At 67.2% G+C, this 15,658-nt stretch carries 1 protein-coding gene; it reads left to right on the top strand.

All coding sequences use genetic code 11. The features are described from left to right. Nucleotides 1–51: 51 nt before the first annotated feature. On the top strand, nt 52–15,642 hold the full coding sequence (locus tag PotMrB4_RS11235) for a retention module-containing protein (protein WP_172433292.1): 15,591 nt from the start codon (nt 52–54) through the stop codon (nt 15,640–15,642). Nucleotides 15,643–15,658 lie beyond the last annotated feature (16 nt).

The following is a 15,658-nucleotide window of genomic DNA, read 5'->3' as shown; positions in this document are numbered from 1 at the left end:
CTGGAACGACTCGGCGCCGCAAGCTGAAGCCAAACCAGGAGATTCACCCCCATGAGCACTGTCGTAGCCGTAGTGAAAAGCGTCATCGGCCAGGTCGTTGCACTCTCCGCCGAGGGTGTGCAGCGTCAGCTCTTCGAGGGGGATCGGATCTTCCAGGGTGACGAGATCGTCACCGGCGCGGCCAGCATGGTCACCATCGAGCTGCCCGATGGCCGCCTGATCGACCTGGGCCGCGACACCCGCTGGGCAAGCAACGAATTCGCCCCCCAGGCCGCCGATGACGGCGCCGCCCAGACCGCGCCCAGCGCCGAAGAGCTGCAACAGGCCATCGCCGCGGGTGTCGACCCGACCCAGGCCTTCGAAGCCACCGCTGCCGGTGCCACCAGCGCCGGCGGTTCCACCAGCGGCGGTGAAGCCGGCGGTGGCCGCAGCTTCGTCCTGCTGGACCCCACCGGCGGCGTCGTTGAAGCGCAGATCGGTTTCGCCACCCAGGGCCTGGCCAACGGCGCCTCCGGCACCACCGAGACCCAGGGTGCCCTGCCCAACATCGCTCCGCAGTTCACTGGCGCCGATGGCGGCCCCATCACCACCTTCAGCCTGAGCACGCCGGAAGACACCCCGATCAGCGGCACCTTCACCGCCCGCGATGCCAACGGCGACCTGATCACCTTCAGCGTCACCCAGGGCCCGGCCAACGGCACCCTGGTGTTCAACCCCAACGGCACCTGGACCTACACCCCGGCCCAGGACTACAACGGCTCCGACAGCTTCGTCGTGACCGCCACCGACGGCCGCGGCGCCTCCACCCCGCTGACCGTCAACCTGGGCATCACCCCGGTCAACGACGCACCGGTGGCCAGCGGCACCTACACCGCCGACGTCAACGACACCGCCGGCCTCGACACCTTCGCCGACATCAAGGGCCAGCTGACCGCCACCGACGTGGACGACACCCAGCTGACCTGGAGCGGCAGCGGCAAGGGCGCCTACGGCGAACTGACCGTCAATGCCGACGGCACCTACACCTACGTCGTGGACGCCAAGGCCGTGAACGGCCTGCAGGACGGCGAGAAGGCCAGCGACAGCTTCGTCGTCACCGTGCGCGACCCGTCCGGCGCCAGCGACACCCGCGTCATCACCATCAATTTCAACGGCGCCAACGACGCGCCGATCGCCACCGCCAGCAGCGCCGACGTCACCGAAGACCAGACCGTCAGCGGCACCCTGCAGGCCAGCGACGCCGACAAGGGCGCGGTGCTCAGCTACAGCCTCACCGACAAGGCCCCCGCCGGCTTCAGCCTCAACCCGCAGACCGGTGCCTGGACCCTGGACGCCGGCAACGCCGCCTACCAGTCCCTCGCCGAAGGCCAGAAGCTGACCCTCACCGTGCCCTATGAAGTGACCGATCAGTTCGGCGCCAAGAGCACCAGCACCCTGACCATCACCGTCACCGGCGTGAACGACGCCGCCGTGCTCGGCAGCGCCGACGTGCAGCTGGACGAGACCGACAGCGCCCTCACCACCGGCGGCACCCTCAGCATCACCGACATCGACAGCCCGGCCACCTTCGTCGCCCAAACCGGCACCGCCGGCAACTACGGCACCTTCAGCATCGATGCCGCCGGCAACTGGACCTACGTCGCCAATGCCGCCTACAACGAGCTGAATGTCGGCCAGAAGCTGGTGGACACCTTCCAGGTCACCAGCGCCGACGGCACCAAGACCAGCGTCACCGTCACCATCAACGGCACCAACGACGCCGCCGTGCTGAGCAGCGCCGACGTGCAACTGGACGAGACCGACAGCGCCCTCACCGCCGGCGGCACCCTGACCATCAGCGACGTCGACAGCCCGGCCACCTTCGTTGCCCAGACCGGCACCGCCGGTACCTACGGCACCTTCAGCATCGACGCCGCCGGCAACTGGAGCTACGTCGCCAACTCCGCCTACAACGAGCTGAACGTCGGCCAGAAACTGGTGGACACCTTCGAAGTCACCAGCGCAGACGGCACCAAGACCAGCGTCACCGTCACCATCAACGGCACCAACGATGCCCCGGTGGCTGTGGACGACACCGTCACCCTGGACGAGGACAGCGTCGCCACCGGCAACGTGCTGACCAACGACAGCGACGTCGACAGCACCAGCCTGAGCGTCACCGGCTTCAGCATCGCCGGGCAGAACTACCAGGCCGGCGACACCGCCTACCTGTCGGTGGGCAAACTGACCCTGCTGGCCAACGGCGAGTTCTCCTTCACCCCCAACGCCGACTACAGCGGCGTGGTACCGGCCGTCACCTACACCCTCAGCGACGGCTCCCTGAGCACCACCGGCACGCTGCAACTGGTGATCAACCCGATCAACGACGCCCCGGTCAACAGCGTCCCCGGCGCCCAGACCCTCGACGAAGACGGCAGCCAGACCTTCAGCACCGCCAACGGCAACGCCATCAGCGTCACCGACGTGGACGGCGACACCCTCACCACCACCCTCAGCGTCGGCCACGGCACCCTGACCCTGGGCAACCTCGGCAACGGCGTGACCTTCAGCGGCAACGGCACCGGCACCCTGGTGCTCTCCGGCAGCGCCCAGGCCATCAACGCCGCCCTGCAGGGCCTTAAGTACGTCCCGTCCGCCGACTACAACGGCCAGGACACCCTCAACGTCCGCACCAGCGATGGCCAGCTCACCGACAACGACAGCATCGGCCTGACCATCAATCCGGTGAACGATACCCCCGTGGCCGGCGCCACCGACGCCGCCACCGAAGAAGACGCCGCCCCCATCAGCGGCCAGCTGGATGGCAACGACGTCGACGGCGACACACTGACCTACACCCTCAGTGGCCCCGCCCCGGACGGCTTCCAGCTCAACCCCAACGGCACCTGGACCCTCGACCCCAGCGCCGCCGGCTACCAGAGCCTGGCCAAGGGCCAGGTCCTGACCCTGACCATTCCCTACAGCGTCAGCGACGGCAGCCTGAGTGCGAAGAGCACCCTGACCATCACCGTCACCGGCACCAACGATGCGCCGAAGATCGACGCCGCCACCGCCGCAGCCGATGAAGGCGATGGCGTCATCACCGGCCAGATGGTCGCCACCGACGTCGACACCGGTGCCCAACTGACCTTCACCACCCCCGCCACCGTCGACGGCCTGACCCTCAACAGCAACGGCAGCTGGAGCTTCGACAGCAGCCACAGCGCCTACGACAGCCTCAAGGCCGGCGAGCAGCTGGTGATCAAGGTGCCGGTCACCGTCACCGACGAATTCGGTGCCAGCAACACCGCCAACCTGGAAATCACCGTCACCGGTACCAACGACGCCCCGGTGGCCAGCGCCGTGTCCGCCAGCGGCAGCGAAGACCAGCCCGCACGCATCCAGGTCGACCTGGCCGGCAACGACGTCGATGGCACCGTCACCGGCTTCGTCATCACCGGCCTGCCCCAGCACGGCCAGCTCTACGCCTCGGCCAACGGCGGCACCCCGCTGAAAGCCGGCGACAGCGTCACCGGCCCGGTCTATTTCGTCCCGGACAGCGACTGGAACGGCACCACCACCTTCCAGTACCAGGCCGTGGACAACAACGGCGCCACCTCCACCAACGCCACCGCCACCATCAACGTCTCCCCGGTGAACGATGCGCCCGTGGCCAGCCCCACCAGCGCCAGCGCCACCGAAGACGGCCCGACCGTGGGCGGCCAGCTCGCCGCCACCGACGTCGACGGCGACAAACTGACCTTCAGCCTCAAGGGCAACGCCCCGGCCGGCTTCAGCCTCAACCCCGACGGCACCTGGACCCTGGACCCGAGCAACGCGGCCTACCAGTCCCTGGCCGCTGGCGAGAAGCTGGTCATCCAGGTCCCGTTCACCGCCACCGACGGCCAGCTCAGCAGCGACAGCGTGCTGACCCTGACCATCACCGGCGTCAACGACGTCCCGGTGGTCACCGGTGCCATCAGCGTCGGCACCAACGAAGACGCCGCCGGCCAGGTCATCAACCTGCTGGCCAAGGCCAGCGACACCGATGCCAACGACGTACTCAACGTCGTCAACCTGCGCGAAACCAGCGGCAACGATGCCTCCGGCGTGACCGTCAGCGGCAACACCCTGGTGCTCGACCCCAGCGCCTACAACTACCTGGCCAAGGGCGAGAAGGTCACCCTCACCTACGAATACGAGGTCAGCGACGGCCATGGCGGCCTGGTCACCACCCAGGCCACCGTGGTGATCGACGGCGTCAACGATGCCCCCGTGGTCAGCGCGGCCATCGCCACCACCACGAACGAAGACGCCGGCGCCCAGCAGGTCGACCTGCTGCAGAACGCCAGCGATGTGGACCGCAGCGACGTGCTCTCGGTGGCCAACGTCAAGCTGGTCGGCAGCGGCGACACTGCCGGCGTGACCGTCTCGGGCAACACCCTGCAGGTCAACCCCAACGCCTACAACTACCTGGCCGCCGGCGAGAAGCTGGTGCTCACCTACAGCTACGACGTGGTCGACGGCAACGGCGGCGTCACCCCCACCACCGCCACCCTGACCATCGAAGGCCGCAACGACGCGCCGGTGCTGGAAACCACCGTGCAGACCGGCAGCGTCACCGAACGCGCCGACGGCGTGCCCGGCGAGAACGCCGGCAACCTCAGCGCCACCGGCGACATCGGCTTCGAAGACGCCGACCTCAACGACAGCCACAGCGTCAGCACCCAGCTGGTCAGCGCCACCGACGGCAATGGCCAGGCCGTGGCCGCCCTGGGCAGCCTCGCCGCCACCCTCAGCGATTCCGCCACCGGCGACGGCCAGGGCTCCGTGCACTGGACCTATAGCGTGCCGGCCGGCTCCCTGGACTACCTGGCTGCCGGCGAGACCCTGACCCTGGTCTACCGCGTGACCGTCACCGACGGCAGCAACGCCAGCGCCAGCCGCGACGTCACCATCACCGTCACCGGCAGCAACGACGCCCCGGTGGTCAGCGGCGCGATCACCTCGGTGACCAACGAAGATGCCCAGCCCTACAGCATCAACCTGCTGCAGAACGCCAGCGACGTCGACGCCAAGGACGTGCTCAGCGTCATCAACCTGAAGCAGGTCGGCACCGGCAACGCCGCCGGCGTGACCTTCGACGCCGCCAGCAACAGCCTCAAGGTGGACCCGTCCGCCTACAACTACCTGGCCAAGGGCCAGAACCTGGTCCTGAACTACGAATACGAGGTCAGCGACGGCCACGGCGGCCTGGTCAAGACCAGCGCCAGCGTCACCATCGAAGGCCGCAACGACGCCCCCGTGGTGGACAGCAACGCCATCACCGTGGCCGAGGAAAGCGTCGGCACCCCGCTGGGCCTCAAGGCGCCCACCGATGTGGACGGCGATGCGCTCACCATCACCGTCACCGGCCTGCCCGTGGTCGGCCGCGTGACCCTGGCCGACGGCACCACCGTCAGCAATGGCCAGACCCTCACCAGCGCCCAGCTGCAGGGCCTGAAGTACAACGCCCCCGCCGACTACAAGGCCGGCGACCCAGTGGGCAACTTCACCTACAGCGTCAACGACGGCACCACCACCGTGGTCGGCAGCGTGGCGGTCAGCGTCACCCCGGTGAACGACCTGCCGGTGGTGGACAGCAAGCCCCTCACCGTGGCCGAGGAAAGCGTCGGCACCCCGCTGGGCCTCAAGGCGCCCACCGATGCCGACGGCGACGTGCTCACCATCAAGGTCACCGGCCTGCCGGTGGTCGGCCAGGTCACCCTCGCCGACGGTTCCCTGGTCAGCAACGGCCAGACCCTCACCAGCGCCCAGCTGCAGGGTCTGAAGTACAACGCCCCTGCCGACTACAAGGCCGGCGACCCGGTGGGCAGCTTCACCTACAGCGTCAATGACGGCACCGCCACCGTGAACGGCAGCGTCGCCATCAGCGTCACCCCGGTGAACGACCTGCCGGTGGTGGACAGCAAGCCCCTCACCGTGGCTGAGGAAAGCGTCGGCACCCCGCTGGGCCTCAAGGCGCCCACCGATGCCGATGGCGACGTGCTCACCATCAAGGTCACCGGCCTGCCGGTGGTCGGCCAGATCACCCTGGCCGACGGTTCCCTGGTCAGCAACGGCCAGACCCTCACCAGCGCCCAGCTGCAGGGCCTGAAATACAACGCCCCTGCCGACTACAAGGCCGGCGACCCGGTGGGCAACTTCACCTACAGCGTCAATGACGGCACCGCCACCGTGAACGGCAGCGTGACCATCAGCGTCACTCCGGTGAACGATGCGCCCGACGCCCGTGACGACGCCCCGACCCTCAGCGGCCTGAAGGGCAGCTACTACGCCTACCGCGAAGGCGCCGACGGCCCGAACCTGAGCAACCTGGCGATGGTCAAGGACTTCATCGCCAAGCACGCCGCCGACGCCACCTTCACTGCCACCTCGCTGAACTACGGCAACGGCGTGAGCAGCGACCTGGGCGGCAACGGCAACCTGCAGAAGTTCCTCGGCAGCGACGCCGCCAGCCTGAACACCGACCCGGCCAACACCTCCGACGCCATCGTCGAGCTGAGCGGCTCGGTCAACCTGGCCGCCGGCAACTACCAGCTGCGCGTCACCGCCGACGACGGCTTCAGCATCGTCATCGACGGCAAGGTGGTGGCCGAGTACAACGGCAACCAGGGCCCGACCGCCCGCGAGTTCGCCACCTTCAACGTACCTGCCGGCGGCGCCCACCAGATCCAGATCATCTACTGGGACCAGGGCGGCCAGGCCCAGCTCAAGGTGGAGATGCGCCCCGAAGGCGGCAGCTACACCGTGCTCGGCGGCAACAGTCTGAGCCACGGCCTCGACGGCCTGGTGACCGCTGAAGACACCCCGCTGACCATCGAGCCCGCCACCCTGCTGGGCAACGACACCGACGTGGACGGCGACAGCCTGACCATCATCAGCGTGCAGAACGCGGTCAACGGCACCGTGGCCCTGGTCAACGGCAAGGTGGTGTTCACCCCGGCGGCCAACTTCAACGGCACCGGCTCCTTCACCTACACCGTCAGCGACGGCAAGGGCGGCACCGACACCGCCACCGTCAAGGTGGGCGTCACCGCAGTCAACGACCTGCCGGTGGTGGACAGCCACGGCCTCACCGTCAACGAGGAAAGCGTCGGCACCCCGCTGGGCATCAAGGCGCCCACCGACGTGGACGGCGACGTGCTCACCATCAAGGTCACCGGCCTGCCGGTGGTCGGCCAGGTCACCCTCGCCGACGGCACCCTGGTCAGCAATGGCCAGACCCTCACCAGCGCCCAGCTCCAGGGCCTGAAGTACAACGCCCCCGCCGACTACAAGGCCGGCGATGCCGTGGGCAGCTTCACCTACAGCGTCAACGACGGCACAGCCACCGTGAACGGCACCATCAACCTGGCGGTCAACCCGATCAACGACCTGCCGGTGGTCAACAACGCCAACGTCAGCGTGGACGAGGACAGCACCCTCACCAGCCAGCTGAACGCCACCGATGCCGATGGCGACAGCCTGACCTACACCCTGAAGACCGGGACCAACAACGGCACCCTGGTGTTCGACACCGCCACCGGTCAGTACACCTACAAGCCCAACGCCAACTACAACGGCCCGGACTCCTTCACCGTCACCGTCAACGATGGCAAGGGCGGCGTGGTCGACGCCGTGGTGCGGATCACCGTCAACCCGGTGAACGACATCCCGACTTCCAAGCCGCTGGACCTGACCACCGTCGAAGACAATGCCGCCACCGGCAAGATCGATGCCCGCGACGTGGACGGTGACACCCTCACCTACAGCATTGCCAACGGCAACGGCCCGCAGCACGGCACCGTCACGCTCAACCCTGACGGCACCTTCTCCTACATGCCGGCCAAGGACTACAACGGCACCGACGCCTTCACCGTCACCATCAGCGACGGCCACGGCGGCGTGACCACCAGCCTGGTCAGCATCAATGTCCTGCCGTTCAACGACGCGCCGGAAACCACCGACCAGACCAAGGAAACCGACGAAGACAAGAGCGTCAGCGGCCAGATCGTCGCCACCGACGTGGACGGCGACAAGCTCAGCTACGTGATCCAGTCCGGCGTGGCTCACGGCTCGATCCTGCTCAACACCGTGACCGGTGAGTACACCTACACCCCGAACAAGGACTTCAACGGCACCGACTCCTTCACCATCCGGGTCTACGATCCGAAGGGCGGCTATGCCGACTCCGTGGTGACGGTCAAGGTCAACCCGGTCAACGATGCACCGACCTCCGGCCCGCTGTTCCTGACCACCGTCGAGGACAACGCCGCCAACGGCACGATCAATGCCCGCGACGTGGACGGTGACACCCTCACCTACAGCATCGCCAACGGCAACGGCCCGCAGCACGGCACCGTCACGCTCAACCCCGACGGCACCTTCTCCTACATGCCGGCCAAGGACTACAACGGCACCGACGCCTTCACCGTCACCATCAGCGATGGCAAGGGCGGCGTAACCACCAGCCTGGTCAGCATCAACGTCCTGCCGTTCAACGACGCGCCGGAAACCACCGACCAGACCAAGGAAACTGACGAGGACAAGAGCGTCAGCGGCCAGATCGTCGCCACCGACGTGGACGGCGACAAGCTGAGCTACGTGATCCAGTCCGGCGTGGCCCACGGCTCGATCCTGCTCAACACCGCCACCGGCGAGTACACCTACACCCCGAACAAGGACTACAACGGCACCGATTCCTTCACCATCCGGGTCTACGATCCGAAGGGCGGCTATGCCGACTCCGTGGTGACGGTCAAGGTCAACCCGGTCAACGACGCACCGACCTCCGGCCCGCAGTTCCTGACCACCGATGAAGACACCCCGATCGACGGCCGCGTGATCGCCCGTGACGTGGACGGCGACACCCTCACCTACAGCATCGCCAACGGCAACGGCCCGCAGCACGGCACCGTGGTGATGAACGCCGACGGCACCTACACCTACCAGCCGGCCAAGGACTTCAACGGCACCGACACGTTCACCGTGACCATCAGCGACGGCCACGGCGGCACCACCACCAGCCTGGTCAGCGTCATCGTCAACCCGGTCAACGATGCCCCGAACGCCCCGAACAGCACCGCCAGCGTGGACGAGGACGGCACCCTGACCAGCCGCATCCCCGCCACCGACGCGGAGGGCGACACCCTCACCTACACCCTGAAGACCGGCACCACCAACGGCACCCTGGTGCTCAATCCCAACACCGGCGAGTACACCTACAAGCCCAACGGCGACTACAACGGGCCGGACAGCTTCGTGGTCACCGTCAGCGACGGCAAGGGCGGTGTCACCGACACCGTGGTCAACATCACCGTCAAGCCGATCAACGACGCCCCTACCGCCTCCCCGTCCAGCATCAGCACCGACGAGGACACCCCGGTGGACGGCCGCGTGACCGGCCGTGACGTGGATGGCGACACCCTCACCTACAGCATCGCCAACGGCAACGGCCCGCAGCACGGCACCGTGGTGATGAACGCCGACGGCACCTACACCTACCAGCCGGCCAAGGACTTCAACGGCAGCGACGCCTTCACCGTCACCATCAGCGACGGCCACGGCGGCACCACCACCAGCGTGGTCAGCGTCACCGTCAAGCCGGTCAACGATGCCCCGGTGGCGCCCAACAGCACCGCCAGCGTGGACGAAGACGGCACCCTGACCAGCCGCATCCCCGCCACCGACGTGGACGGCGACCGCCTCACCTACACCGTGAAGACCGGCACCGCCAACGGCACCCTGACCCTCGACCCGAACACCGGCGAGTACACCTACAAGCCCAACGGCGACTACAACGGCCCGGATCGCTTCGTGGTCACCGTCAGCGACGGCAAGGGCGGCGTGGTCGACACCGTGGTCGACATCACCGTCAAGCCGGTGAACGATGCGCCCACCGCCGTCAACGACACCGCCACCACCCAGGAAGACACCCCCGTCACCATCGACGTGCTGGCCAACGACCGCGACGTAGACGGCGACAGCCTGACCCTGACCGGCGCCAGCGCGCAGCACGGCAGCGTCAGCATCGTCGACGGCAAGCTGGTCTACACCCCCACCGGCAACTACAGCGGTGCGGACACCATCACCTACACCGTTACCGACGGTAAGGGCGGCAACAGCACCGCCACCGTCCAGGTGGGCATCCAGCCGGTGGCCGACGCCCCGAACCTGGGCACCCAGGCACCAAGCGGCACCCCCGCCGCCACCGGCCTGCTGCAACAGAGCTGGAATAACCTGGCCCTGGGCAGCGGTGGCAACGGCGCCAACCCGGCCACCCTGAAGAGCACCATCGACGCCGCCGGCACCCCCACCAGCAGCGGCAACCTGGCCGACGCCCACATCGACAGCGTCAACGCCGGCGTGGCCAACAAGCTCTCCGGCCTGATCTACCTGGAAGCAGGCCAGACCTACACCTTCAGCGGCACCGGCGACGACAGCGTGATGGTCGTGGTCGGCGGCACCACCGTGGGCAGCGCCACCTGGGGCGGCTCCACCGGCCAGTTCAGCGGCAGCTACACCGCCCAGCAGAGCGGCTACTACACCCTGGACATCTACCAGCACAACCAGAGCGGCCCGGGCACCCTAGACGTCAACGTCAAGGTCGGCAACGGCCCGGTGCAGGACCTGTCCAGCGCCAACGTGCAGCTCTACACCAAGGCCAGCGACCTGGCCGGCAACGGCCTGCACCTGTCCGACCTGCATGGCAGCGACGGCAAGGGCTACTACCAGCTCTACAACGTCAACGAGGGTGACGAGGACAGCAGCATCCCGCTGTCGCGCCTGACCGCCTCGCTGAACGACACCGACGGTTCGGAAAGCCTCTCCGTGGGCATCTCGCAGATCCCCGCAGGCGCCACCCTGACCGACGGCGTGCACAGCTTCACCGCCACCAGCGGCAGCACCACCGCCGACATCAGCGGCTGGAACCTGAGCAACCTGAGCATCACCCCGCCGGCCAACTACAACGGCACCTTCGACCTGAAGGTCACCGCCACCGCCACCGAAGGCGCCAACGGCGACAAAGCCTCCACCTCGCTGACCCTGCCGGTCACCGTGCACCCGGTGAGCGACGCCCCCACCGGCGCCGACAACACCGTGCAGACCGACGAAGGCACCCCGCGCAGCTTCAGCGCTGCCGAGTTCGGCTTCAGCGACGTGGACGCCGGCGACAGCCTCAAGGCCATCCGCATCAACAGCCTGCCGGGCAATGGCAGCCTGAGCCTGAACGGCACCGCCGTCACCGTGGGCATGCTGGTCACCGCGGCGCAGATCGCCTCGCTGGTCTACACCCCCACCGCCAGCGGCAGCAGCAGTGGCTCCTTCAGCTTCTCCGTGCAGGACCAGAGCGGCCTGTTCTCCAGCCAGCCCAACACCATGACCATCCAGGTGGCCAACCTGGATGACGCACCCGGCCTGGTCGATAGCAGCGTCACCTTCGCCGAGAACACCGCCGCCGGCACCACCATCGCCGACCTGAGCGACCGCTTCACCGGCACCGATCAGGACCGCGACGGCGAGCCGCTGTTCTACAGCATCATCGGCGGCAACGACGCCGGTCTGTTCAGCATCAACGCCAGCACCGGGGTCATCACTCTGGCCAACGGCAAGACGCTGGACTACGAAACCGCCACCCAGCACCAGCTGCAGGTCAGCGCCACCGACGGCAAGACCGCTGCCACCGCTACCGTCACCGTGAACGTCACCAACGTGAACGACAACGGCGTGGTCATCAGCGACAGCGACACCGCCGCCAACCAGGTCAACGAAAACGCCGCCAACGGCACCGTGGTCGGCGTGACCGCCAAGGGCGTGGACGGCGACGTCGGCGCCACCATCACCCAGTACGAACTGGTGGACAACGCTGGCGGCCGCTTCGCCATCAACGCCACCACCGGCGTGGTCACCGTCGCCGACGGCACCAAGCTGGACTACGAGAGCGCCACCAGCCACACCATCGTGGTCAAGGCCACCAGCTCTGACGGCAGCACCAACACCCAGTCGTTCACCATCCAGGTGGGCAACGTCAACGACAACGGCGTGGTCATCACCGACAGCGACGCCGCCACCAACCTGGTCAATGAGAACGCCGCCAACGGCACCGTGGTCGGCGTGACCGCCAAAGGCGTGGACGGCGACGTCGGCGCCACCATCACCCAGTACGAACTGGTGGACAACGCCGGCGGCCGCTTCGCCATCAACGCCACCACCGGCGTGGTCACCGTCGCCGACGGCACCAAGCTGGACTACGAGAGCGCCACCAGCCACACCATCGTGGTCAAGGCCACCAGCTCCGACGGCAGCACCAACACCCAGTCGTTCACCATCCAGGTAGGCAACGTCAACGACAACGGCGTGGTCATCAGCGACAGCGACACCGCCAGCAACTTCGTCAACGAGAACGCGGCCACGGGCACCGTGGTCGGTGTGACTGCCAAGGGCGTGGATGGCGACGTCGGCGCCACCATCACCCAGTACGAGCTGACCGATAACGCGGGTGGCCGCTTTGCCATCAACGCCACCACCGGCGTCGTGACCGTGGCCGACGGCACCAAGCTGGACTTCGAGAGCGCCACCAGTCACACCATCGTGGTCAAGGCCACCAGCTCCGACGGCAGCACCAACACCCAGTCGTTCACCATCCAGGTGGGCAACGTCAACGACAACGGCGTGGTGATCACCGACAGCAACACCGCCACCAACCAGGTCAACGAAAACGCCGCCAACGGCACCGTGGTCGGCGTGACCGCCAAGGGCGTGGACGGCGACGTCGGCGCCACCATCACCAAATACGAGCTGGTGGACAACGCCGGCGGCCGCTTCGCCATCAACGCCACCACCGGCGTGGTCACCGTCGCCGACGGCACCAAGCTGGACTACGAGAGCGCCACCAGCCACACCATCGTGGTCAAGGCCACCAGCTCCGACGGCAGCACCGCCAACCAGTCGTTCACCATCCAGGTGAACAACGTCAACGAGGCCCCGGTGGTGGTCGCGGGCGCCAACGTCACCGGCGTCGAAGACACCAACTACACCTTCGCCTGGAGCGACTTCAAGGTCAGCGACGTCGACGCCAACAGCACCCTGTCGATCAAGATCGAGAGCCTGCCGATCGAAGGCAAACTGCAGATGCAGGTGAACGGCACTTGGACCGACGTCACCGCCAACAGCACCATCACCAAGTCGGCGATCGATGCCGGCGGCCTGCGCTTCGTGCCGGACAGCAACGAGTCCGGCCACGACAGCTTCGGCGGCAGCGGCGTCGGGCTGAACCAGGCCACCTACGCCACCTTCAAGTACAGCGGCAGCGACGGCGCCCTGAGCACCGCCAGCAGCACCATGAGCATCGACATCACCCCGGTGGCCGACGTGCCGACCCTGACCGTGAAGTCCGCCGCGGCCAGCACGCTGTTCACCACCACCTGGGAATCGGCGCCCAACAGCGACAACACCTCCCAGGACGTGGCCGGGCCGACCTTCGAGAACTGGTCCCTGGTCACCACCGGTGACGTGCGCAACGGCGGCAACAACGTCTTCGAAATCTGGGCCAACGGCGACAGCATGCAGAACCAGGCCGGCGGCTACGTCACCGTCAGGCTGCCGGGCACCAACAACGGAGACGCGCTGGAGCTCAACGACGCGGGCGGCAGCATGTCCCAGACCCTGGGCGTCACCCGCAACGTCGCCACCGAGGTCGGCAAGGTCTACGAGCTGAACCTGGACTACGCCGGTCGCTCGGGCTTCGACGCCAGCTTCACCAAGATCGCGGTCTACCTCGGCACCACCCTGGTGGGCGAGTACAGCTCCACCAGCAGCCAGTCCAGCCTGAACTGGGAGAACATCCACTTCAGCTTCACCGGCACCGGCAAGACCGAGGCGCTGACCATCAAGCTGGCCGGCACCTCCACCGACTCCAGCGGCCGTGGTGCACTGATCGACAACATCACCCTCACCTCGTCCCAGGGCGTGGTGGCCGGTGACGGCGGCGTCAGCGGCAAGACCAGCATCGCCCTGGCCAACTACATCAGCGGCGCGCTGACCGACACCGACGGTTCCGAGAGCCTGCGCTACGACCTCTCCAACCTGCCCAGCGGGGCCAGCGTGGTGGTCGGCAACACCACCCTCACCGCGAACGCCGGCGTGGTATCGCTGACCGCAGCCCAACTGGCCACCGCCAAGCTGCTGGTCAGCGGCTCGGTACGCGGCGAGATCGGCCTGGACATCAAGGCCGTGTCGGTGGAGCCCAACGGCACCACCGCCAGCTCCGCCAGCCAGCACCTGACGCTGAAGATCGTCGACGGTGGCGTCGACCATGAAAGCCTCACCACCAACACCATCAACGTCGCGGACACCAGCACCTCGCTGTCCAGCGGCCTGACCGGTGAATACTGGGGCTATGCCGAAAGCGGCACCGCGCGGCCGAACCTCACCAGCCTCAAGCTGGTGGAGGACTACGTCGAGTCCCGCACTGGCAACAGCACCAGCCTGATCGGTTCCAACGACAACGCGGCCGCCGCCTCGGTCAACGCCACCTTCGTCGCCAACGTCATCGACTACGGTCTGAAGAACGGCACCACCGTGTTCAGCGACGACCTGGGCGACAACCGCACGGTGTCCAACGGCACCACCATCGGCTACGTCAACAACACCATCCAGAACAACCTGTACGACTTCCTCACGGCAGCCAGTACCGGCAACGTCTCCAACCTGAAGGCCGGCGGCGCAGGCCTGGGCGACACCTCGGACGCGATCATCCGCGCCCACGGTTTCCTCGACCTGGCCCAAGGCGGCACCTATGACATCCGCGTCACCGCGGACGACGGTTACCGCCTGATGATCGGTGGCCAGGTGGTGGCCGAAGCCGACTACATCCAGAGCACCACTACCAAGGTGTTCAGCGGTGTCGGCCTCAGTGGCGACCTGCAGGCCCTGGAACTCCTGTACTGGGATCAAGGCGGCGCAGCGAGCCTGAAAGTTGAGTTCAAGCTCAGCGGCAGTGCCGACTCCGCCTACAAGGTGCTGGGTGCCAGCGGCAGCGGGCTGGAGATCTTCCAGGCCCCGGGCGCCGGGCAGGAACTGGTACAGACCGATACCGGCTGGGCGCTGCACACCATCGGCACCACCAACGGCACCGAGGCCAGCGACCTGATCAACGGCAGCAAGTACTCCGACATCCTCAACGGCGGCAACGGCCACGACGTGCTCTACGGCAACGCTGGCAACGACCTGCTCAATGGCGGTGACGGCAACGACCTGCTGATCGGCGGCGTGGGCAACGACACCCTCACCGGCGGTGCCGGCGCCGACATCTTCGTCTGGAAGGCCGGCGACCTCGGCAATGACGTGATCAAGGACTTCAACGCCGGCGAAGGCGATCGCATCGACCTCAGCGACCTGCTGCCCGATGCCGCCAACGCCAACAACATTCTTGACTACCTCAAGGTCGACACCGCCACCAGCACCCTGCAGGTGAGCACCAGCGGCAACGTCGCCAACGGCGCCGATGTGACCATCAAGCTCGAAGGCGTGGACCTGACCCAGTACGGGTCGACCTCCTCGCAGATCGTCAGCTCGCTGGTGGCCGGCTCCGACCCGCTGGTGAAGACCGAGCACAGCTGATGAAGCCCCTTCCCAC

Origin of the sequence: Metapseudomonas otitidis (assembly GCF_011397855.1) — a bacterium.
Lineage (GTDB): Bacteria > Pseudomonadota > Gammaproteobacteria > Pseudomonadales > Pseudomonadaceae > Metapseudomonas > Metapseudomonas otitidis.
Note: the sequence above shows the minus strand (reverse complement) of the source record. Positions and strands in the feature narration are given on the sequence as shown.